Source organism: Comamonas sp. w2-DMI (assembly GCF_040187735.1).
Lineage (GTDB): Bacteria > Pseudomonadota > Gammaproteobacteria > Burkholderiales > Burkholderiaceae_C > Comamonas > Comamonas terrae.
Genome location: NZ_JBANEL010000027.1, coordinates 17,980 through 40,118 on the forward strand (window position 1 = coordinate 17,980; position 22,139 = coordinate 40,118).

19 protein-coding genes, 1 tRNA gene and 1 pseudogene are annotated in these 22,139 nt (G+C 66.9%); 15 read left to right on the forward strand and 6 right to left on the reverse strand.

The features are described from left to right. The first annotated feature begins 12 nt into the window (after positions 1-12). From flhD to V8Z74_RS21795, 3 genes are all read left to right on the forward strand, one after another. Positions 13-339 (forward strand): flagellar transcriptional regulator FlhD, encoded by a 327-nt coding sequence (gene flhD, locus V8Z74_RS21785; RefSeq protein ID WP_066476563.1) that lies wholly within the window; start codon positions 13-15, stop codon positions 337-339. Between the two features lie 49 nt (positions 340-388). Beyond that, positions 389-940, forward strand: coding sequence for a flagellar transcriptional regulator FlhC (flhC, locus tag V8Z74_RS21790; protein WP_066476566.1), 552 nt, complete (start codon positions 389-391; stop codon positions 938-940). Positions 941-1,008: 68 nt separating this feature from the next. Continuing rightward, a complete protein-coding gene (locus V8Z74_RS21795) occupies positions 1,009-2,271 on the forward strand; it encodes an MFS transporter (RefSeq protein WP_349711177.1) in 1,263 nt (420 codons plus the stop codon). Between the two features lie 53 nt (positions 2,272-2,324). Here V8Z74_RS21795 and ppc read toward each other — a convergent pair whose 3' ends face one another. After that, positions 2,325-5,174 (reverse strand): phosphoenolpyruvate carboxylase, encoded by a 2,850-nt coding sequence (gene ppc / locus V8Z74_RS21800; protein WP_174522913.1) that lies wholly within the window; start codon positions 5,172-5,174, stop codon positions 2,325-2,327. Positions 5,175-5,252: 78 nt separating this feature from the next. Here ppc and hemC point away from each other — a divergent pair, with 78 nt between their 5' ends. From hemC to V8Z74_RS21820, 4 genes and pseudogenes are all read left to right on the forward strand, one after another. After that, positions 5,253-6,203, forward strand: coding sequence for a hydroxymethylbilane synthase (gene hemC / locus V8Z74_RS21805; protein ID WP_349711140.1), 951 nt, complete (start codon positions 5,253-5,255; stop codon positions 6,201-6,203). A gap of 19 nt (positions 6,204-6,222) precedes the next feature. Beyond that, positions 6,223-7,055 (forward strand): annotated as a pseudogene (locus V8Z74_RS21810) (uroporphyrinogen-III synthase). After that, entirely contained in the window at positions 7,052-8,176 is a 1,125-nt protein-coding gene (locus V8Z74_RS21815) for a uroporphyrinogen-III C-methyltransferase (RefSeq protein ID WP_349711141.1), read from the forward strand. The pseudogene V8Z74_RS21810 and the gene V8Z74_RS21815 overlap by 4 nt, the downstream one beginning before the upstream one ends. Before the next feature lie 17 nt (positions 8,177-8,193). Then, on the forward strand, positions 8,194-9,504 hold the full coding sequence (locus V8Z74_RS21820; RefSeq protein WP_349711142.1) for a heme biosynthesis HemY N-terminal domain-containing protein: 1,311 nt from the start codon (positions 8,194-8,196) through the stop codon (positions 9,502-9,504). Positions 9,505-9,534: 30 nt separating this feature from the next. On the opposite strand, the gene V8Z74_RS21825 is transcribed toward V8Z74_RS21820, so the two are convergent. Continuing rightward, a complete protein-coding gene (locus V8Z74_RS21825) occupies positions 9,535-10,509 on the reverse strand; it encodes a quinone oxidoreductase family protein (protein WP_349711143.1) in 975 nt (324 codons plus the stop codon). Between the two features lie 239 nt (positions 10,510-10,748). Here V8Z74_RS21825 and V8Z74_RS21830 point away from each other — a divergent pair, with 239 nt between their 5' ends. From V8Z74_RS21830 to galU, 6 genes are all read left to right on the forward strand, one after another. Continuing rightward, positions 10,749-11,333, forward strand: a complete 585-nt coding sequence (locus tag V8Z74_RS21830; protein WP_349711144.1) for a cytochrome b — start codon at positions 10,749-10,751, stop codon at positions 11,331-11,333. 28 nt (positions 11,334-11,361) lie between these two features. Continuing rightward, entirely contained in the window at positions 11,362-11,925 is a 564-nt protein-coding gene (locus V8Z74_RS21835; RefSeq protein ID WP_349711145.1) for a YceI family protein, read from the forward strand. An 89-nt stretch (positions 11,926-12,014) separates the two neighbouring features. Then, entirely contained in the window at positions 12,015-12,590 is a 576-nt protein-coding gene (locus V8Z74_RS21840; protein WP_349711147.1) for a YceI family protein, read from the forward strand. 135 nt (positions 12,591-12,725) lie between these two features. Continuing rightward, positions 12,726-13,370 (forward strand): VOC family protein, encoded by a 645-nt coding sequence (locus tag V8Z74_RS21845; protein ID WP_349711149.1) that lies wholly within the window; start codon positions 12,726-12,728, stop codon positions 13,368-13,370. A 177-nt stretch (positions 13,371-13,547) separates the two neighbouring features. Next, a complete protein-coding gene (locus V8Z74_RS21850; protein ID WP_349711151.1) occupies positions 13,548-16,451 on the forward strand; it encodes a valine--tRNA ligase in 2,904 nt (967 codons plus the stop codon). A 106-nt stretch (positions 16,452-16,557) separates the two neighbouring features. After that, the gene (gene galU, locus V8Z74_RS21855) at positions 16,558-17,442 is read left to right on the forward strand and encodes a UTP--glucose-1-phosphate uridylyltransferase GalU (protein WP_066476595.1); all 885 of its coding nucleotides are present in this window, start codon (positions 16,558-16,560) and stop codon (positions 17,440-17,442) included. Positions 17,443-17,527: 85 nt separating this feature from the next. On the opposite strand, the gene V8Z74_RS21860 is transcribed toward galU, so the two are convergent. The 3 genes from V8Z74_RS21860 to cysM form a co-directional block, all read right to left on the reverse strand. After that, on the reverse strand, positions 17,528-17,755 hold the full coding sequence (locus V8Z74_RS21860) for a sulfurtransferase TusA family protein (protein ID WP_066476615.1): 228 nt from the start codon (positions 17,753-17,755) through the stop codon (positions 17,528-17,530). 118 nt (positions 17,756-17,873) lie between these two features. Next, entirely contained in the window at positions 17,874-18,497 is a 624-nt protein-coding gene (locus V8Z74_RS21865; RefSeq protein ID WP_349711152.1) for an NUDIX domain-containing protein, read from the reverse strand. 96 nt (positions 18,498-18,593) lie between these two features. After that, the gene (gene cysM / locus V8Z74_RS21870; RefSeq protein ID WP_066476619.1) at positions 18,594-19,499 is read right to left on the reverse strand and encodes a cysteine synthase CysM; all 906 of its coding nucleotides are present in this window, start codon (positions 19,497-19,499) and stop codon (positions 18,594-18,596) included. A 39-nt stretch (positions 19,500-19,538) separates the two neighbouring features. Between cysM and V8Z74_RS21875 the strand changes: the two genes are divergently transcribed. Beyond that, positions 19,539-19,623 (forward strand) — tRNA-Leu (locus tag V8Z74_RS21875). Between the two features lie 73 nt (positions 19,624-19,696). Here V8Z74_RS21875 and V8Z74_RS21880 read toward each other — a convergent pair. Next, the gene (locus V8Z74_RS21880; protein WP_349711153.1) at positions 19,697-20,707 is read right to left on the reverse strand and encodes an isopenicillin N synthase family dioxygenase; all 1,011 of its coding nucleotides are present in this window, start codon (positions 20,705-20,707) and stop codon (positions 19,697-19,699) included. Positions 20,708-21,111: 404 nt separating this feature from the next. On the opposite strand from V8Z74_RS21880, the gene V8Z74_RS21885 reads away from it, so the two are divergent. After that, positions 21,112-22,128 carry an ABC transporter substrate-binding protein gene (locus V8Z74_RS21885; protein WP_066476622.1) on the forward strand — a complete coding sequence of 339 codons (1,017 nt, stop codon included), beginning with the start codon at positions 21,112-21,114 and terminating at the stop codon, positions 22,126-22,128. Positions 22,129-22,139 lie beyond the last annotated feature (11 nt).

Consider the following 22,139-nt stretch of genomic DNA (forward strand, 5'->3'; position numbering starts at 1 on the left):
AGGATGGTCCCCATGAACAACGAACAACTGCTTGCCGAGATCCGCGAAGCCAACCTCACCTACCTGATGCTGGCCCAGACCCTGATTCGTCAGGACAAGGCCGAGGCGGTGTTCCGTCTGGGCCTGAACGAAGAGTCCTGCGACCTGCTGGCTTCGCTGTCTTCGGCGCAGGTGCTCAAGCTGGCATCGCGCAACACCCTGCTGGCCAGCTTCCGCGTGGACGACGAAATGGTCTGGAGCCTGCTGACCAACCACAGCAGCAACAAGATCGCCAACAGCGCCACCAACACCCTGCACGCCAACATCCTGATGGCCAGCCGCGTTTCCGAAGTGCTCTAAAGACAGCGCGCCGCCCCTTCTGCCGAACGACAGCCACCAGGAAAAGTCCATGCCCGCCACCAAGCCCGCCACCAAAAGCGTTCTGAACGAATCCAAGCAGATCGAGCGCGCCGCCATGCTCATCGAGATGGGCGCCCGCATGCAGGTCCTGGAATCGGAGACCACCCTGTCGTACGAACGCCTGATCCGCCTGTACAAGGAAATCTCGGGCAAGTCGCCTTCCAAGGGCCAGCTGCCGTTCTCCACCGACTGGTTTCTGACCTGGCAGGAAAACATCCACAGCTCGCTGTTCCTCAACATCTATGAATACCTGGCCAAGGGCGCCGAGCTGGACTCCGTCGAGCAGCTGACCAAGGCCTATCGCCTCTATTGCGAGCAGATCCAGGCCGCCGAACTGGACGTGCTACTGTCGTTCACTCGCGCCTGGCGCCTCGTGAAGTTCGTCGACGCGCAAATGCTCACCCGCACCCAATGCTCGGTCTGCAAGGGCCAGTTCGTGACCGAGCCCTACGAGAACGCCCGCCACTACCAGTGCGGCCTGTGCAATCCGCCTGCACGCGCCGGCAAGAGCAAGAGCGCCGGCTCTCTCATGCTGCACTGATGCCTGTTTGACACCCCGGCCCCGGCGCTGCGGGCATCATGTACAAGATGCCCACGACTCCGCCTGCCATGGCCCCCTCCTGCGATCACGGCCAGCCCGCTCCAGCGCCCTGGACCGGGCTGTTGCTGCTTGCCACCGGCTTCATCCTCAGCCAGGCCTTCCGCACCATTGCCGCCATCATGGCTGCCCCGCTGCAGGACCAGTTCCAGCTCACGCCGCAGCAGCTGGGCCTGTTTGCCGGCTCCTTCCATTTCGCCTTTGCCGCGCTGCAGCTGTTCATGGGCATCGGCCTCGATATGCACGGCCTGCGGCGCACGGTGCTGACGGCTTCGCCGCTGATGGTGCTGGGCGCGGCCCTGTCGGCGCTGGCCACCAGCTTTCCCATGCTGGTGGCGGGGCAGGTGCTGATCGGCATAGGCTGCGCACCGGCCTTTCTGGTCTGCACGGTCTACATCGCGCGCTGCTTTGCGCCGCAGCGCTTTGCTGCCGTGTCGGGCGCCATCCTGGCCATTGGCAGCACCGGCATGCTGCTGACGGGCACGCCGCTGGCCTGGCTGATCGAGGCCAGTTCCTGGCGCATGGGCTTTGCGGTGCTCGGCGCCTGTGCGGCCGCTTCATGGGTGGCGATTGCGCTATGGGTCGGCGAGCCTCCCGCAGCCCCTGCATCGACACCCCACCCGCGCGAATCGCTGGGCCAAGCCGTGCGCGCCTTCGGCCAGTTGTTCCGGCTGCCGCACACGCTGGGCATCATTGTGTTTTCGCTCGTGACCTATGCGTCCTTCGTGGCGCTGCGCGGCCTGTGGCTCGGGCCCGTCATGATGCAGCGCCATGGCTGGAGCCTGGTGGACAGCGGCAACCTCGCCATGCTGCTGTCCGTCGTAGCCCTGGCCGGACCGCCGCTGTTCGGCCGCGCCGACCCCGGGCCGCGCCGCCGCCGGCGCTGGCTGGTGGTTCTGACCCTCCTCACCGCGGCCCTGTTCGCCGGCATGGCGCTGGCGCCCAGCGCGTCCGTCGATGTGGCGCTGATGCTGCTGATGAGCACCTTCGGCGGCTACATGGCCTTGCAGTATCCGGACGTCAAGGACGCCTACGCGCCCGCCGTCATGGGCCGCGCCATGGCGCTGTTCACCATGGCCACCTTCATGGGCGTGGCGCTGATGCAGTGGCTGACCGGCGCCATCGCCTCGGCCGCGCAGGCGCACGGCATGGAGCCGTTCAGCGCCGTGTTCGGCAGCATTGCCGCACTGCTGGTGGCCGGGACCCTGGCCTTTCGCTGGCTGCCACAGCCGCCGAGCGTGGCCGGGTCCGGCGCCAGGACGACAAAGGCCTGAAGCACGACAGCCACAGGCCCGTCAAGCGCCGAAAGCGCCTTATGAAGCAGCACTCAACCCGTGTTGCGCACTCCGGCTGCAATCCCGTTGATCGACAGATGGATGCCGTTCTTGACGCGGTCATCGGTCTGGCCCGCGCGCCAGCGGCGCACCAGCTCGACCTGCAGATGGTGCAGCGGATCGATGTAGGGGAAGCGGTGGCGGATGGAGCGCGCCAGCGCCGTGTTGTGCGCAAGGCGCTCCTTGTCGCCGGTGATCTGCGTCAGCGCCTGCGCGGTGCTCTTCCATTCGGCCTCGATGGCGCCGAAGATGCGGCGGCGCACGCGCACATCAGTCACCAGCTCGCTGTAGCGCGAGGCCAGATTCAGGTCGCTCTTGGCCAGCACCATGTCCATGTTCGACAGCAGCGTGCGGAAGAACGGCCACTGGCGGAACATCTTCTGCAGCAGCGCCAGCTGTGCCTTGGCATCCTTGCCGGGACGGTGGATGAAGGCCTGCACGGCCGAGCCGAAGCCGTACCAGCCCGGCAGGGTCAGGCGGCACTGGCCCCAGCTGAAGCCCCAGGGAATGGCACGCAGATCCTCGATGGCCTGCGTGGCCTTGCGCGATGCGGGACGCGAGCCGATGTTGAGCTCCGCGATCTCCCGGATCGGGGTGCTGCTGAAGAAGTAGCTGGTAAAGCCCGGGGTCTCGTACACCAGCGCGCGGTAGGCCGCCATGCTGGCCTCGGACAGAAAGGCCGCGGCCTCCAGGAAAGCCTTGGTCGCAGGCTTGGTGGGCTGCAGCAGGGTGGCCTCCAGCGTGGCGGCCACCAGGGTCTCCAGGTTGCGCCGGCCGATCTCGGGATTCGCGTACTTGGAGGCGATGACCTCGCCCTGCTCGGTCAGGCGGATCTGGCCGCGCACCGTGCCCGGCGGCTGGGCCAGGATGGCCTGGTAGCTGGGACCGCCGCCGCGGCCCACGGTGCCGCCGCGGCCGTGAAACATGCGCAGCCGTATGCCATGCTGGTCGGCCAGGTCGTCGAACAGGTCGACCAGCGCGATCTCGGCCCGGTACAGCTCCCAGTTGCTGGTGAAGATGCCTCCGTCCTTGTTGCTGTCGCTGTAGCCCAGCATGATGTCCTGCTCGCCGCCGCTTTGCCTGACCATTTCCGCCACGCCGGGCATCTGGTAGTAGCGGCGCATGATGGGCTCGGCATTGCGCAGATCGGCAATGGTCTCGAACAGCGGTACGACGATGAGGCCGCACTCGGCGCCGTCCTGCAGCGTGCCGCGCATCAGCCCCACTTCCTTTTGCAGCAGCAGCACCTCGAGCAGATCGCTCACGGTCTCCGTGTGGCTGATGATGCAATGGCGTATGGCCTCCACGCCCTGGCGCTCGCGCAGGCGCCTGGCGGCCTCGAAGATGGCCAGCTCGCTGCGCGCATGGTCCGAATATTCGGCGCCCATCACGCGCAGCGGACGGGCGTCGTCGAGCAGGCGCACCAGCAGCGCGCACTTGGCGTCCTCCTGCAGGCCGCTGTAGTCGGCCTCCACCTTGGCCACGGCCAGCAGCTCGGCGATCACTTCCTCATGCTTGTCGGAACTCTGGCGCAGGTCGACCGTGGCCAGATGGAAGCCGAACACCTGCACGGCCCGCATCAGCGGGCGCAGGCGCTGGGGCGCCAGCGCGTCGCCGTGAAAGCGCGAGAGCGAATCGTCGATGACCTGCAGGTCGGCCAGGAATTCGGCGGCCGAGGCATAGGCATTCTGCGGCGCCACCGCGTGGCGCGCGGCCTCGCCGCCGCTGAGGACCTTGAGCGTGGCGGCCAGGCGCGCGTACATGCCGGTCAGGGCACGGCGGTAGGGCTCGTCGCTGCGGTGCACATTGGTATCGGGCGAGGCATCGGCCAGCGCCTGCATCTGCGGCGTGACCTGCACCAGATTGCCCGACAGCGACAGCTCGCCGCCCAGCCAGTGCACCTCGCGCAGGTAGTGGCGCAGCGCCACGTCGGCCTGGCGCGACAGGGCCAGCTCCAGGCTTTCGGCCGTCACGAAGGGATTGCCGTCGCGGTCGCCGCCAATCCACTGGCCCATGCGCAGAAAGCTGTGCGCCGGCAGCGCCTGGCCCAGTTCCTGCTCCAGCTGGGCATAGATCTTGGGGATCTCGTGCAGGAAGGTGGCTTCGTAGTACGACAGGGCGTTCTCGATCTCGTCGGCCACGGTGAGCTTGGAGTGGCGCAGCAGCCGCGTCTGCCACAGCTGGGCCACGCGGGCGCGCAGCTGGGCCTCTACACGGGCCAGCTCGCGCGGCGTGAGCGCATCCTTGGCGCTGTTGTACAGCTGGGCACGCATCAGTATGTCGTCGCGCTCGGCCAGCAGCTGCGCAATGCTGCGCTCGGCCGTGAGAATGCTCTGGCGCTGCACCTCGGTGGGATGGGCCGTGAGCACGGGCGAGATATAGCTTTGCGCCAGCGTCTGCGCCACCGTGCCCGAGCTGATGCCGGCCCAGCGCAGGCGGGCCAGCGCCACCTCGATGCTGCCCTCCTGCGTGTTGCCGGCGCGCTCGTGCACGGCGCGGCGGCGGATATGGTGACGATCCTCGGCCAGGTTGGCCAGGTGAGAGAAATAGGTGAAGGCGCGGATCACGCTCACCGTCTGGTCGCTGGTCAGCCCCTTGAGCAGCTTCTTGAGCGCCTTGTCGGCCGCCTCGTCGGCATTGCGCCTGAAGCTCACGGACAGCTGGCGCACCTGCTCCACCAGCGCGAATGCCGCCTCGCCCTCCTGCTCGCGGATCACATCGCCCAGGATGCGACCCAGCAGGCGTATGTCCTCGATCAGCGGCAGATCCTTGTCCTTGGACTTGTCCGTCGTGCGCCCCGGCGGGTCAACAGGCACGGGCGACTTGTGGCGGGCGGCAGGCATTCGCGTTTCTCCTTCGGGCAGGGTAAGACTGCGCCGCATGCTAGCATCCCCTGTTCCCTGTCAGATAACGTCTCCGTTATGAGTTCCGCACCGTCTTCTCCCTCCTCCATCGTGATCGCCACGCGCGAAAGCCAGCTGGCCCTGTGGCAGGCCGAGCATGTGCAGGCCCTCCTGCGCGGCCGCGGCCACCAGGTCGAGCTGCTGGGCATGACCACCAAGGGCGACCAGATCCTGGACCGTGCCCTGTCCAAGGTGGGCGGCAAAGGCCTGTTCGTCAAGGAGCTCGAGGTCGCGCTGGAGGAAGGCCGTGCCGACATGGCCGTGCATTCGCTCAAGGACGTCCCCATGGAGCTGCCCGAAGGCTTCGTGCTGGCCTGCGTGATGACCCGCGAAGACCCGCGCGACGCCTTTGTCTCCAACCGCTACGCCACGCTGCAGGATCTCCCCCAGGGCGCCGTGGTCGGCACTTCCAGCCTGCGCCGCCAGGCACTGCTGCAGGCGCTGCGGCCGGACCTGAAGATCGAGCCGCTGCGCGGCAATGTGAACACCCGCCTGCGCAAGCTGGACGAAGGCCGGTACGACGCCATCGTGCTGGCCGCCGCCGGCCTGATGCGCCTGGGCCTGGCCGACCGCATCCGCACCAAGTTCGAGCCGGCCCAGATGCTGCCGGCCGCCGGCCAGGGCGCGCTGGGCATCGAGGTGCGCAGCAGCCGCCAGGACATCATCGACGCGCTGGCCCCGCTGGCCGACCAGGCCACCTGGCTCACCGTCACCGCCGAGCGCGCCGTCAGCCGCAGCATGGGCGGCAGCTGCTCCATGCCGCTGGCGGCCTTCGGGCGCTTCGAGGGCGAAACCCTGCACCTGGATGCTGCCTGGGGCGACCCCGAGGGCAAGCTGTCCATGGTGCGCGTGCAGGACAGCGCCGTGGTCAAGGACTTCGCCGCCGCCAACGCCCTGGGCGAACGCCTGGCCGCGCAATTGCAGGCAGCCGGCGCGGTGCCGGCCGTCCCCGGCCATCCGCAGGCCTGAGCGCGGCATGCAGCAGGCCATGCGCCGCGTCCTGGTCACCCGCCCGCTGCACGACGCCCAGCCCTGGGTGCAGGCCCTGCGCGCGCACGGCCTGCAGGCCCAGGCCTTGCCGCTCATCGCCATAGGCCCCTGCCGCAGCGCTGAATCCCGCCAGGCCCTGGCCGCCACGCGCACCGCAGCGCAGACCCCGGGCCACTACCGCGCGATCATGTTCGTCAGCGGCAATGCGGCCCAGTATTTTTTTCAGCCCAATCCGGCTCAACCCCATACCCATAAAGCGCTGCTAGCTCCCGATACCAGAGCATGGACGCCTGGCCCCGGCACGGCGCGCGCGCTGCGGAACCTGGGCGTGCCGGATGACCGGATCGACGGTCCGCCGCCCGATGCCGCCCAGTTCGAATCCGAAACCCTATGGCAGCAGGTGCACGGCCAGATCCGTCCTGGCGACCGGGTGCTGATCGTGCGCGGCGACACGCCGTCGGCGCCAGCTACCGACACCCCGTCGGCCACGACGCCGGCGCCGGCCGCGACTGGCTGGCCGCACGCCTGGGCGAAGCCGGCGCCCGGGTGGAGCTGCTGGCCGTCTATGAACGCCAGCTGCCGCAGTGGACGGCCGAGCAGCGGGCGCTGGCGCGCGGCGCCGCTGCCGACGGCACGCTGTGGCTGTTCAGCAGCTCCGAAGCTGTTGCCAACCTGCAACAGCTGCTGCCGGAGCAGGACTGGCGTGCAGGGCGAGCGCTCGCTACCCACGAACGCATTGCCAGCAAAGCATTGCAGGCCGGTTTCGGCATGGTCCTGCGCAGCCGCCCCGCACTGGATGAGGTGCTCGCGTCGATAGAATCGGCTCCATGAGCTCCGACGCCACGCACACCGCCCCTCCGACCTCCCGCACGGACACACCGCCTCCGCCCCACGCACCTGGAGCCACTGCAGCATCCGGCGCGCCCACGGCCCTGGTTTTCGTCCTGGGCGCAGTCGCGGTCGGCGCGCTGGTCGCCAGCGGCATGCTGTGGCAGCGCGTGGGCAATATGCAGGAGCAGCTGGCCCGCCAGTCGGCCCAGTCCGGTGCGCAGTCGGTGGAGGCCCGCACGCTGGCCAAGGATGCACAGGACCTGGCCCGCGACAGTGCGGCACGCGTCTCGGTAATGGAGGCCCGGATCGGCGAGCTGAGCCTGCAGCGCAACCAGCTCGAGGAACTGATGCAGAGCATGTCGCGCTCGCGCGACGAGAACCTGGTGGCGGATATCGAGTCGTCCATCCGCCTGGCCCAGCAGCAGGCCGAGCTTTCGGGCAGCCTGCAGCCGCTGGTGGCCGTGCTCAAGTCCGCGCGCAAGCGCGTGGAAAGCGCCGCCCAGCCGCGCCTGGCACCCGTGGTGCGCGCCATCGACACGGACCTGGACAAGCTCTCGCGCATGAGCGTGACCGATACCAGCGGCGTGCTGGTGCGCATCGAGGATCTGGCCCGCCAGGTGGACGAGTTGCCCCTGGTCAACGATGTGGGCCGCCAGCGCGCCATCCGCGCCGCGGCGGCGGATGCCAAGGCCCGGCCCTCACCGGCCCCGGCCGCGATCGATGCCAGCGCCACGCCCACGCAATGGGCCTGGTGGCAGGGCCAGGGTCAGCGCCTGTGGAGCGCCATGCGCGACGGCACGGCGGATCTGGTGCGCGTGCGCCGCATCGACCACCCCGAGGCCGTGCTGCTTGCGCCCGAGCAAGCCTATTTCCTGCGCGAGAACCTCAAGCTCAAGCTGCTCAATGCGCGGCTGGCCCTGCTCTCGCGCCAATGGGAGTCGGCGCGCGCCGACCTGAGTTCGGCGGGCGCCGCGCTCAACAAATATTTCGACACGCGCTCGCGGCGCACCCAGATCGTCCAGGCCCAGCTGGAGCAGCTCCAGAACAATCTGCACAGCACCGAGCGCCTGCAGCTGGACGACACGCTGACCGCACTGGCCACCGCTGCGGCGGGCCGCTGACCCCGAGGAGAACACTGATGCGTGCTGCCTTGTGGCTCATCGCCCTGTTTGCCGCGGCCGTGGCCGCCGCGCTGTTTGCCGGCAACAACCAGAGCACCATGACCTGGTTCTGGCCGCCGTACCGGGTGGACATGTCGCTCAATCTGGCCATCGTGCTGATCGCCCTGGCCTTTGCCGTGCTCTACGCGGCGCTGCGCGCCCTCGGCGCGCTGCTGCAGATGCCGCACCAGGCGCGCCGCTGGCGCGCCCAGCAACAGGAACGCGGCATGAACCAGAACCTGCTGGAAGCCCTGTCCCACCTGCAGGCCGGCCGCTTCCTGCGTGCACGCAAGGCCGCGCTGGCCGCCCTGTCCACCGAGCAGTCGCTTAGCGCCTCCCGCTCCTCCCCGCCCTATGGCGCACGCCTGCGGGCCACGGCCCACCTGATCGCCGCCGACGCCTCGCATGCGCTGCAGGATGCTGCCCTGCGCGACAGGCACTGGCAGCAGGCCCTGCAGGCGCTGCCCCAGGCCGGCAGCACCCAGGATGCGGAAATCCGCGAAGGCGCGCAGATGCGCAGCGCGCGCTGGGCGCTGGACGACCGCGACGCCCCGGAGGCGCTGCGCCGCCTGGCCGAACTGCCCCAGGGTGCGGCCCGCCGCACGATTGCCCTGCGCATACGCCTGAAGGCCTCGCGCCTGGCCGGCGATACCCGCAATGCACTGGACACCGCCCGCCTGCTGGCCAAGCATCGCGCCTTCTCTCCGGCCGCCTCGGCCAGCGTGGTGCGCAGCCTGCTGCTGGCCAGCATTCGCGATGCGCGCGACACCTCGTCGCTGCAGCAGTTCTGGCTTTCGCTGGATGAAGAGGAGCGCGCCATGCCCGAAGTGGCCATTCCCGCGACCGAGCGCCTGATCGAGCTCGGCGGCGAGGCCCCCCAGGCCCGCTCCTGGCTGCTTCCGGTCTGGGAGAATCTGACCGCCCGCCCCGGCCCGCGCACGGACAACTATCTGCCCAAGCTGGTGCAGGTCATGGTGTCCTGCCTGGGCAGGCTCGATGGGGCCTGGCTGGCCCGCATGGAAGGCGCGGCCAATACCCATCCGCACGAGCCCCGCCTTCAATTCCTGGCCGGCATGGCCTGCGTGCAGCGCGAGCTGTGGGGCAAGGCCCAGCAGCTGCTGGCCCGCTGCGCCCCTCAGCTGCAGGAGCCGCTGCTGCGCAGCATGGCCTGGCAGCGCCTGGCCCTGATGGCCGAGCACCGCGGCGACAGCCAGGCCGCCGCCCAGGCCTGGAAGCAGGCGGCCCGGGCCACCGTGGTTCTGGCCGACAACCCGGCCCGCCAGGACTGAAACGGCGGCCGCCCAGCCGCTCTGCCCGCGTCAGGGCAGCAGCACGACGGCGCTCTGGTTGCGGCCCTGTTCCATGTCGGCATGGGCCTGCACCACCTGGTCCAGCGCATAGCGCTGCGCCACGCGGGGCTGCAGAATGCCGGCAGCCACCGCCTCCAGCACATCGCGGGCCCTTTGCTGGTATTCCTCGGCCGTGGCGGTATGCGCGGCCAGCGAAGGACGCGTGGCGAACAGCGAACCCTTGGCGTTGAGCGTGGCTATCTCTATGGGCGCCGGAGCCCCTGAGGACGCGCCGAAGGACACCAGCAGGCCGCGCGGCCGCAGGCTGTCCAGCGAGGCCTGCAGCGAAACCCGGCCGATGCAGTCGTAGACCACATCGACCTTGCGGCCCTCGGTCTTCTCCTGCACCTGGGCCGCAAGGCGGTCGGCATCAAAGACCAGCACCTCGTGGCAGCCGGCGACTCTCGCACGCTCCACGCTCTGCGGCCGCGAGACCACGCCGATCACAAAGGCTCCCAGATGCCGGGCCCAGGCCGCCATGAGCTGGCCCACGCCACCGGCCGCGCCATAGATCAGCGCCCGCGTGCCGGGGCCCACGGGATAGGTGGTCTTGATCAGGTATTGCGCGGTAATGCCCTTGAACAGAATGGCCGCCGCGTCTTCGGGCGCCAGCGCGGCCGGCAGCTTCACCAGCCGCTCTGCGGGGTAGAGACGCCCGCTCGCATAGGCGCCCAGCGGCCCCGTGGCATAGCCCACGCTGTCGCCCACGGCCACGTTGCTGACGCCTTCGCCCACGGCCAGCACCCGCCCCGCGCCTTCCAGGCCCAGCCCGGACGGCAGGGGAATGCGCACCTGACCGCCGCGCTGCAACAGGTCCAGCGGATTGACGCCTATGGCCGTGTGCTCCAGCCAGACCTCTCCGGCTCCCGGCTCCTGCGGCTGCAGCGGCTCCAGGCGCATCACCTCGGGGCCTCCGGCTTCATGGATACGTACGCGAACCAGCATTTGCTCCATCCTCCTGCGCGCCTGCGCCTGTTCGATCCCGCCAGCGTAGCGGTCGCGCAGCACTCCTGCAATCGGACGGCCGGCAGGTCCGGCGGGGGCCTGGCTGGCGACACTTCATGTTTTTTGAATCAAGCACTCAATTTGACTGAACTCTTTTGCACTTTCGGCTTCCTACACTGCAGCCTTATTGCATTGCAGCATGCAGGCCAAGTTCTTCACGGCCTTTTTCCATTCCAAACATGAATACCGTTGCCGCCACTTCCCCGACCGGCAGGACTGCCACCGGCGCCACCCGCTACAGCGGCGTGGCCATTGCCCTGCACTGGGTGCTGGGCTTGGCCCTGATCGGCCTCTTCGCCTTCGGCCTGTACATGACCGGCCTGCCGTTCTCGCCCGCCCGCCTCAAGTATTTCAACTGGCACAAATGGGCCGGCATGACGATTCTGATCCTGTCGTTGCTGCGCATTTTCTGGCGCCTGACCCACCGTCCGCCCGAGCTGCCCGCCGCCGTGACGCGTGCCATGCCGCGCTGGCAGCATGTGGCCCATGCAGGCACGCACCACCTGATGTATCTGCTGTTCCTTGCCGTGCCGCTGATCGGCTGGGTCTACAGCTGCGCCGCGGGCTTTCCCGTCGTGCTGTTCGGCCTGCTGCCCCTGCCCGACCTGGTCGGCAAGAGCCCCGAACTGGCCCAGGCGCTCAAGCCCTGGCATGGCTATGCGGCCTATGCGCTGGCGGCGCTCGTCGTGCTGCACGTCGGCGCCGTCATCAAGCACCAGTTCATCGACCGCGACGGCCTGCTCTCGCGAATGATTCCGCACTGATCACCCCTGTCCACCCTGGAGTTTCTGCATGAAAGCCCTTTTCTCCTCCGCCCTGATCGTCGCAGCCTTCATCGGCAGCGCCGCCCATGCCGAGCAGGCCCTGGTTGCCGCCCAGAGCGCCGTGAACTTCGAAGCCAGGCAGATGGGCGTGCCCATCAAGGGCCACTTCAAAAAGTTCGACGCCAAGATCAATTTCGACACGGCCAAGCCCGAGGCCAGCAAGATCCACTTCACGGTGGACACGGGCAGCGCCACCATGGGCGCCAAGGAAACCGATGCCGAACTGCCCAAGGCGGACTGGTTCAACGTGGCCAAGTTCCCCCAGGCCACGTTCGACTCCAGCGCCGTCAAGCCCCTGGGCGGCGGCAAGTACCAGGTGGACGGCACGCTGACCATCAAGGGCAATGCCCAGAAGGTCAGCCTGCCCGTGCAGCTGGCCCAGTCCGGCGCCACCACGACCGCCACCGGCACATTGCCGCTCAAGCGCCTGGCCTTCAAGATCGGCGACGGCGACTGGGCCGACACCTCGATGGTGGCCGACGAGGTCACCGTGCAGTTCAAGCTGGCACTGACCGGCGTCGGCAAGCTTTAAGCATTTTCGGGCTCCAGCGCTTATGAATAAAGCGCTGGCAGCTCATCTTTTTGATTCACCCTTCCCTCAATCCAAGGAGTCTTTCCGATATGCGCACCGCTTTGTTCGCCCTGGCCGCCGCTTCCCTGTTTGCCACCGCCGTGCAGGCCGCCCCGGCCAGCTATGCCATCGATCCCACCCACACCTTCGCCACTTTCGAGATCGACCACATGGGCACCACGACCAACCGGGCCCGCTTCGACAAGAAGAGCGGCAGCGTGGAATTCGACAAGGCCGGCAAGAGCGGCAAGGTCGAGGTGTCGCTGGACATGGCGTCGGTGAACTCGGGCACGCCGGCCTTCAACAAGCACCTGCAAAGCGCAGAAATCTTCGATGCCGAGAAGTTCCCCAGCGCCAAGTTCGTGTCCGACAAATTCGTGTTCGACGGCGACAAGCTCAAGGAAGTCACCGGCCAGCTGACCATCAAGGGCCAGACCCATCCCGTGACCTTCAAGGCCAACAAGTTCAACTGCTACGAAAACCCCATGCTGCAAAAGCGCGAGACCTGCGGCGGCGACTTCGAAGCCACCATCGACCGCACCCAGTGGGGCGTGGACTACGGCATGGCCTACGGTTTCCCCAAGCAGGTGCGCGTGGTGCTGCAAATCGAAGCCGTCAAGCAGTAACCCGGCGTTTCGACGACAAGCCCAGCCGGTCGCCCGGCGGGGCTTTTTTCATGGCATCGTTTTCCAAAAAAAATTCCATTTAGTAGAATTGATTACGGATAGTAGAATAACCAACATCTTTCCAGGAGACACGCCATGACCGTCAGCAGCGCCCCCGCCGCCCCGTATCCCGACCTTTCCCAGCTGCCCGCCCCGGCCGCCTGGCGCCAGCTGCACCACTATGCCTACAAGGCCAGGGATGCCGAGGAAACGCGCCACTTCTACGAAGACATCCTGGGCCTGCCGCTGTTCCACATCATCCAGAGCGACTACGTGCCCTCCACGGGCGAGTACTGCCCCTACACCCACTTCTTCTTCCGCCTCAAGGACGGTTCGTTCATCGCCTTCTTCGACATCGGCGACGACGAGGCGGCCCAGCCCTCGCCCAACACGCCGCTGTGGATCAACCACATCTCGTTCCGCGTGGACACCGTGCAGGAGCTGGAGAACACCAAGGCCCGCCTGCAGGCCTGCGGCGTGGAAGTGCTGGGCGTGACCGACCACCACATCTTCAAGAGCATCTACTTCTTCGACCCCAACGGCATCCGCCTGGAGCTGACCGCCCAGCTGGCCGACGAAATGCAGATGCTGCAGGAAAGCAAGACCGCCCATGCGCGACTGGACGAATGGACGCAGCGCAAGCAGCAATGGCGCAAGGACCGCGCCGAAGGCAAGTCCAGCGCACCGCTCAAACCCCAGACGAACGACCGCCCGGAATTCGCACCGGGCACCAGGGCCTGAAGCAGAAATCCATAGCAGCCAGCGCATGATGGGCATGCGCCCAAGGCAGAAATAAGGCCTACCGCGCCCAGCGGCGGAACGGATCGCTAAAATCGTTGGCAATCCGTCCATCCAACCTTGCAGACGGCATCCCGCACACGGATGCCGTTTTCATTTCCAGATTTTTGCCACGCAGCCATGAGCGACACCCCTGCACAACCCGGCCTCGACAGCCTCTCCAAGTCTTTTGAGCCTTCCTCCATCGAAGCCCACTGGGGGCCCGAATGGGAAAAGCGCGGCTACGGCCACGCCGGCGTGCGCGGCACGGGCAAGCCCGATGCATCCCAGCCCTCGTTCTCCATCCAGCTGCCGCCGCCCAACGTGACCGGCACGCTGCACATGGGCCATGCGTTCAACCAGACCATCATGGACTCCCTCACGCGCTACCACCGCATGAAGGGCTACAACACGGCCTGGATTCCCGGCACCGACCACGCCGGCATCGCCACGCAGATCGTGGTGGAGCGCCAGCTGCAGGAGCAGGGCAAGAGCCGCTACGACCTGGGCCGCCCCGAGTTCGTGAAGAAGGTCTGGGAATGGAAGGAAAAGAGCGGCAACACCATCACCACGCAGATGCGCCGCATGGGCGATACCGTGGACTGGAGCCGCGAATACTTCACCATGGACGACAAGCTGTCCACCGTGGTGACCGACACCTTCGTCAAGCTCTACGAGCAGGGCCTGATCTACCGCGGCAAGCGCCTGGTGAACTGGGACCCGGTGCTGCAATCGGCCGTGTCCGACCTGGAAGTGGAAAACCAGGAGAAGGACGGTTCGCTCTGGCATATCGCCTACCCTCTCTCCGACGGCTCGGGCCAGCTGGTGGTGGCCACCACCCGCCCCGAAACCATGCTGGGCGACGTGGCCGTGATGGTCCACCCCGAGGACGAGCGCTACCGGCACCTGATCGGTCAGACCGTGACGCTGCCGCTGGTGGGCCGCCAGATCCCCATCATCGCCGACGAGTATGTGGACCGTGCGTTCGGCACCGGCGTGGTCAAGGTCACGCCCGCGCACGACAACAACGACTACCAGGTGGGACAGCGCCACGGCCTGCCCATGATCTGCGTGCTGACGCTGCAGGCCAAGATCAACGACGAGGCGCCCGAGAAGTACCGCGGCATGGACCGCTTCGTGGCCCGCAAGGCCATCGTGGCCGACCTCGAGGAACTGGGCCTGCTGGTCGAGACCAAAAAGCACAAGCTCATGGTGCCGATCTGCGACCGCACCGGCCAGGTGATCGAGCCCATGCTGACCGACCAGTGGTTCATCGCCATGAGCAAGGTCAGCGACCAGGACCCCACCGGCAAGAGCATTGCGCAAAAGGCCATCGACGCCGTGGCCTCGGGCCAGGTGCAGTTCGTGCCCGAGAACTGGGTCAACACCTACAACCAGTGGATGAACAACATCCAGGACTGGTGCATCTCGCGCCAGCTGTGGTGGGGCCACCAGATTCCCGCCTGGTATGACGAGGAAGGCAACCTCTACGTGGCCAGGAGCGAAGCCGAGGCGCAGGCCCAGGCCGACAAGGTCGCCCCGGGCAAGAAGCTCACGCGCGACCCCGACGTGCTCGATACCTGGTATTCGTCGGCCATGGTGCCGTTCTCGACCATGGGCTGGCCCGCGCAGACCGACGCCGCCGACGACGATTTCAACCTCTACCTGCCCTCCTCGGTGCTGGTCACGGGCTACGACATCATCTTCTTCTGGGTCGCCCGGATGATCATGATGACCACGCACTTCACGGGCCGCGTGCCGTTCAGGCACGTGTACATCCACGGCCTGGTGCGCGACGCGCAGGGCAAGAAGATGTCCAAGTCCGAGGGCAATGTGCTGGACCCCGTGGACCTGATCGACGGCATCGCGCTCGAGCCCCTGCTGGACAAGCGCACCACCGGCCTGCGCCGCCCCGAGACCGCGCCCACGGTGCGCAAGAACACGCAAAAGGAATTCCCCGAAGGCATTCCGGCCTACGGCGCCGATGCGCTGCGCTTCACCTTCGCGGCGCTGGCGTCGCTGGGCCGCAGCATCAACTTCGACAGCAAGCGCTGCGAGGGCTACCGCAACTTCTGCAACAAGCTCTGGAACGCCTCGCGCTTCGTGCTGATGAACTGCGAAGGCTACGACTGCGGCCTCAAGGAGCACACCAAGGAGCAGTGCCAGCCCGGCGGCGAGTTCGCCGGCTACATGCACTTCAGCCAGCCCGACCGCTGGATCGCCTCGCAGCTGCAGAAGGTCGAGGCCGAGGTCGCCAAGGGCTTTGCCGAGTTCCGCCTGGACAACGTGGCCAACGCCATCTACGACTTCGTCTGGAACGAGTTCTGCGACTGGTACCTGGAAATCGCCAAGGTGCAGATCCAGACCGGCAACGAGGCGCAGCAGCGCGCCACGCGCCGCACGCTGATCCGCACGCTGGAAGCCATTCTGCGCCTGGCCCACCCCATCATCCCCTTCGTCACCGAAGAGCTGTGGCAGAAGGTGGCCCCCGTGGCCGGCCTGCCGGGCGAATCCATCGCCGTGGCACGCTACCCCGAGGCCCAGCCCGCCAAGATCGACGAGGCGTCCATTGCCTATGTGGACCGCCTCAAGCAGATGGTGGACGCCTGCCGCACGCTGCGCGGCGAGATGGGCGTCTCGCCCGCCCAGCGCCTGCCGCTGCTGGCCGTGGCCGGCAATGCCGCCGACGCCGACTTCCTGCGCGCCAATGCCGCCGTGCTGCAGAACCTGGCCAAGCTCAGCGAGGTCAAGGTCTTCGACGACGAGGCGGCCTGGAGCCAGGCCGCGCAGAGCGCGCCCGTGAACGTGGTCGGCGACATCCGCCTGGCGCTGTTCGTCGAGATCGACGTGGCCGCCGAGAAGGCCCGCCTGTCCAAGGAAGCCGCGCGCCTGCAAGGCGAGATCGCCAAGGCCAACGGCAAGCTGTCCAACGAGGCCTTCGTGGCCAAGGCGCCCCCGGCCGTGATCGAGCAGGAAAAGAAGCGCGTGGCCGATTTCGGCGCCACGCTGGTCCGCATCCAGGAGCAGCTCGCCCGCCTGGGTTGATGCAAAAACAGAAGCTGCCAGCGCTTGCAGGCATTAGGTTTTGCAGGAAGAATCTGCGAAATTCCATTGCCAACCAGCGCTGGCAGCTTTTATTTCAGGAGCAAAAATGAGCCATACCCGCGTCCGCAAAGCCGTCTTCCCCGTCGCCGGCCTGGGCACCCGCTTTCTGCCCGCCACCAAGGCATCGCCCAAGGAGATGCTGCCCGTGGTGGACAAGCCGCTGATCCAGTACGCCGTGGAAGAGGCCTACGAGGCCGGCATCCGCGACATGGTCTTCGTCACCGGCCGCAGCAAGCGCGCCATCGAGGACCATTTCGACACCGCCTACGAGCTGGAAAACGAGCTCGAGCAGGCCGGCAAGCAGGCCATGCTGGACCTGGTGCGCAGCATCAGCCCGGCCGACATGAACTGCCTGTTCGTGCGCCAGCCGCGCTCGCTGGGCCTGGGCCATGCCGTGCTGTGCGCCGAGCCGCTGGTGGGCAACGAGCCCTTTGCCGTGATCCTGGCCGACGACCTGATGGTGGGCGACAACGGCGGCCCCGGCGTGATGGCGCAGATGACGGCCGCCTTCCAGAAGCAGGGCCGCTCGCTGCTGGCCGTGCAGGAAGTGCCGCTGGAGCACACCAAGCGCTACGGCATCGTCAAGGGCGAGGCTGCCGGCGGCGCGCTGATGCGCATCGAGGAGATCGTGGAAAAGCCCGCTCCCGAGAAGGCGCCTTCGCGCATGGGCGTGGCCGGCCGCTATGTGCTCACGCCCGCGATCTTCGACGAGATCCGCAACCAGCCCAAGGGCGTGGGCGGCGAGATCCAGCTGACCGACGCCATCGAGCGCCTGATGGCGACCGAAGCCGTCTACGCATTCCAGTACAAGGGCAAACGCTACGACTGCGGCAGCAAGGAAGGCTTTCTGCAGGCCACGGTGGAACTGGCGCTGCAGCACCCCGAGGTCGGCGCAAGCTTCCGCGACTACCTCAAGAACCTGAGCATCTGACGCATCCCCTGCGCGCTCCTCCAATGCAAAGGGCCTGCAAATGCAGGCCCTTTGCGCGTTGGCAGCTCATGGATCCATGGCCGCCTCAGCGGCGGCGGAGAATGTGGATGAACTCGTCGCCCACCGTCTGCTGCTCCACGAGCGCATTGCCGGTCTGCTTGGCAAAGGCCTGGAAGTCGCGGATGGAGCCGGTATCGGTGGCCACCACCTTGAGCAGCTGGCCGCTTTCCATGGCCGCCAGCGCCTTCTTGGCCTTGAGGATGGGCAGCGGGCAGTTCAGCCCGCGGGTATCGATTTCTTGGTCTATGTGCATTTGAAGATTCCTGACGCGGCGGCAGATCCGGCCCGGCCGGACCGCCTCGCTGCATGGCACAGGATTTTAGGAAAGCCGCGCCATGGCAAGGCCGACGCGGTCTTTGCCCGGCAGGCTTTCAGTCCAGCGCGGGGGCCACAACAAAGCGCGGGTCCTCGGCCCAGTACTTCACAGGCCAGCGCGCCGGGTCGGGCTCGGGATTTTGCCCAGGGCGGAAGGCGCCAAAGCGCGGCTCGAAGCCCTTTTGCTTAATCCACTCGGCCAGCGCATAGCCCGTGCCAGCGGGCCAGCACAGCGACTCCTCTGCCGTCTGCCAGCGGTATTCCAGCAGCTCGGGCGAAAGCTTCACGTCCTCGGGCCGGCCGTCCACGCGTACATGGTAGGCAATCAGAACCTGGTTCATGCGCAGGAATTCGGAGCACGACAGCAGGCGCAGCGCCTTGACCTTCAGCCCGGTCTCCTCCAGCACCTCGCGGCAAATGCCGGCCTCGGGCGACTCGCCGGCCTCCATGAAGCCGGTGATCAGGCCGAACACCCCTTCCTGCCACAGCGCATTGCGCGCCAGCAGCACACGGCCGTCATCGCCCTCGACCACGGCCGCCAGCACGGGCGTGGGATTGCCCCAATGCGTCCAGCCGCAGGCCTGGCAGCGCAGCCGCGCCACATTGCCGCTGTCTTCCGTGGCGGTAATCCACTGCAGCTCGGTGCTGCAGTTGGTGCAGAAACGTGTCTCATAGGCCATGAAACCCTCCACTTTCCTGGTGATCGCGGCGTCAAGCGCCGGCAATGCGCAGCGCCCCTCTGAAGGGGGCGCTGCATCCATGCTCAAAAGAAATGTTCAGGCGGGGAAAACGCCTGTCGAGAGATAGCGATCGCCACGGTCGCAGACCACGAAAACAATGGTCGCATTGCGCTCGCGCTCGGCGATCTGCTGGGCCACCCAGCAGGCGCCGGCAGCCGAGATGCCGGCAAAAATGCCTTCTTCGCGCGCCATGCGGCGGGCCATGTCCTCGGCATCGTCCTGGGTTACCGAGACCTGCTCGTCGACCAAGCTGCCGTCGTAGATCTTGGGCATGTATTCCTCGGGCCACTTGCGGATGCCGGGAATGCGCGAGCCCTCGGCGGGCTGGGCGCCGATGATCCTGATGCCGGGGTTCTTTTCCTTGAGGAACCTGGCCACGCCGGTGATGGTGCCCGTGGTGCCCATGGCGCTCACGAAATGCGTGATCTCGCCGCCCGTCTGCTCCCACAGTTCCGGGCCCGTGGTCTCGTAGTGGGCGCGCGGATTGTCCGGATTGGCGAACTGGTCCAGCAGCACGCCCTTGCCCTGGGCCACCATCTGGTCGGCCAGGTCGCGCGCATATTCCATGCCGCCGCTCTTGGGCGTGAGGATCAGCTCGGCGCCATAGGCCTTCATGGTCTGGGCGCGCTCGATGGACAGGTCCTCGGGCATGATGAGAATCATGCGATAGCCCTTGATGGCCGCCGCCATGGCCAGCGCGATACCGGTGTTGCCCGAGGTCGCCTCGATCAGCGCATCGCCGGGCTTGATCTCGCCGCGCTCCTCCGCCCTCTGGATCATGGACAGTGCAGGCCGGTCCTTCACAGAGCCGGCGGGATTGTTGCCTTCGAGCTTGCCCAGCACCACGTTGCCGCGCTCACGGTTTGCATCCGCGCCAATGCGTTGCAATGCCACCAGCGGCGTGTGACCGATAGCATGTTCGATGGTCAAATAATTTTTCATGAACAATACTGTGCCATAATTTCTATCTGCACTACGCCAGCCCGGGTGGTGAAATTGGTAGACGCAGGGGACTCAAAATCCCCCGCCGCAAGGCGTGCCGGTTCGATTCCGGCCCCGGGCACCAGACACCGAAAAAGCCGCCAAGTCACAAGACCTGGCGGCTTTTTTCATGGCGGCCTGACGCCCGGGGCAATCGCTCAGTAGCGGCTGGAGAAATTGGCGCTGATGCGCTGGCGCAGATACTCCCCTGCGGTGATGGGAGGATATTTCTTGCCAGGCCCCTCGATCACGGCATCCTCGTTGGCCTGGCAGAAGAAGGCCAGGCTGTAGCGCGCGCCCTGGTATTCGTGCGGCAGCGGGTTGCGCACGCGGTGGAAGTTGCTCGGCAGCCGATCGTCGCTCCAGCGCATGAGCATGTCGCCGATATTGCAGGTGATCACGCCCTCCACCGGCTCCACGGAAGTCCACTGCCGCGACTCCATCTCCTTGCCCGGCAGCACCTGCAGGCCGCCCTGCCCCTCGCGCTGGAACAGCAGCGTCAGGCAGTCGAAATCGGTGTGCGCGCCCGCGCGCCACAGGCCCAGTTCGCCCTTGAGCGCAGGATCGACCGCGAAGTAATGCAGCATGCGCAGCGTGCTTTGGTAGGCAGGCGACGCGGGGTTGTGCGCGCGGGTGAAGAAATCGTCATCGAAGCCCAGCTTCCACGCAAAGCATGACAGCAACTGCATGCCCACGGTCCAGCACTGGTGCTCGAAATCGAGCGTGGCCCGCTCAAAGCCCGGCAGTTCCTGGTCTGTGGGCCACAGGCCTTCCATGCGCGGCCGGGTGACCTGATAGGACTCCTTCTGGTCCGGCGTCCTGGTGGAGGGACGGATCTGCGCCTTGTGCTCCCAGCCTGCATTGCACGCCAGGGGCCACCGGGCCTTGGTCTCGCGCGGCAATGCAAAAAGCTGCTCGGCGCGCGCAAAGGCGGCCTGGATATCAGCCAGCGCAATGCCGTGGCCCGAGACCTGGAAGAAGCCGATCTCGACGGAAGCAGCCCAGATCTGCTCGGCGATCTCGGCACGGCGCGCCTCAAAGTCGGAGATATCGACGATGCGCACTTCGCGCGAATGGGTTTCCTCGCCCATCCCGCCCATGCGGGATTCCTTGTCGAGTTCGCCCAGCGCATAGGCCGTGGATGGAGCGGAGGGATGAAGCGTATGCATGGCAGGTTCCTTTGATTGCCTTGGTTGTGGGACAAGAGCAATGACCCGCGAGGCCGGCCGGGCAGGCCGCATGTGCACGCTGAACGCTTCTACTCTTGCCGCTGCGCAATGCAAGTTGCGCGCCAGTTCGTCGCACAGGGCGCCGCTTTCCGAAGCGGCCCCAAACTGGTGCGAGGCACGAACGAACAGGTCCCGGCAAAGGGCTCCCAGGCACCAAGCTGAAGCATCTCCAGCAGGCCGATGCACGGCAGGCAATCCGGCACGCCTATTGCTTGAATGGTTCCACGAGTAGAAGCGTTCAGCCTTGCGCATCGCGCAGCGCCCGGAAATTGCTCATGTCATTCCCGCCATCGGACACCGGTGCCTAGGCGGGGTTGTTGTCCTCCTGACCTGAGACATCCATCATGCAACGCCGCCATTTCCTAGCCGCTCTTCCCGTTGCCTGCGCGCCGCTGGCCCATGCGCAGGACAGGACTCTCGTCCCGCTCAAGTTCACGCTGGACTACCGCATCACGTCCCAGACAGCGCCATTCCTGCTGGCGCAGCAAAAAGGCTACTACCGCGAGGAAGGCCTGGACGTGTCCATCGACGTGGGCTCGGGCTCGGTGGCATCCATCACGCGCGTCGCCAGCGGCGCCTACCAGCTAGGGCTGGGCGATCTCAGCGCCCTGATCGAGTTCCAGGCACAGAACCCCGGCGCGGCCAGGGTGCAGGCCGTCTACCAGTACTACAACCGGGCGCCTTTCGTCATCATCGGCCGCAAGGACCGCGGCATCGGCCAGGATTTCGCCAGCCTCAAGGGCAAGAAGGTGGCTGCCGCGGCGGTGGAGTCCACACGCCGTGCCTGGCCCATCGTGGCCCGCAGGCAGAACCTGCCGGCCGACCTGTTCACCTGGTCCACCACCGAATTCTCGGCGCGCGACAACGTGATGGTGCGCGGCGACGTGGACGCGGCCACCTATTTCCACGACTCGGCCGTGTCGCTGTTCGCCCGCATGAAGCCCGAGGAGCTGGCCGTGCTGCGCTATACCGATGCAGGCGTGCACCTCTACGGCAATGCCATCCTGGCATCCGGCAACCTGATGGCCGAGCGTCCCCAGGCGGTCGCGGCCTTTCTGCGCGCCAGCAACCGCGCCATCGTCGAGACCCTGGCCGATCCGGGCCCCGCGCTGGCCGCCATGCGCCAGCGCGAACCCATCCTCGACGAGAAGGTGGAGCTGGCACGCTGGGCCATCACCCGCCAGTACGTGGCCGGCGCCGACACGCACAGGCACGGCCTGGGCGACATCCATCCGCAGTTGCTGGCCCAACAGATAGCGGAAGTGGCCCAGGCCTTCTCGCTCAAGGCCCAGCCCTCCGTCGACAGCATCTTCAACCGCAGCCTGCTGCCCACGGCAGCGGCACGCACGGCCAAGGCCTGAAGGCGGATGCA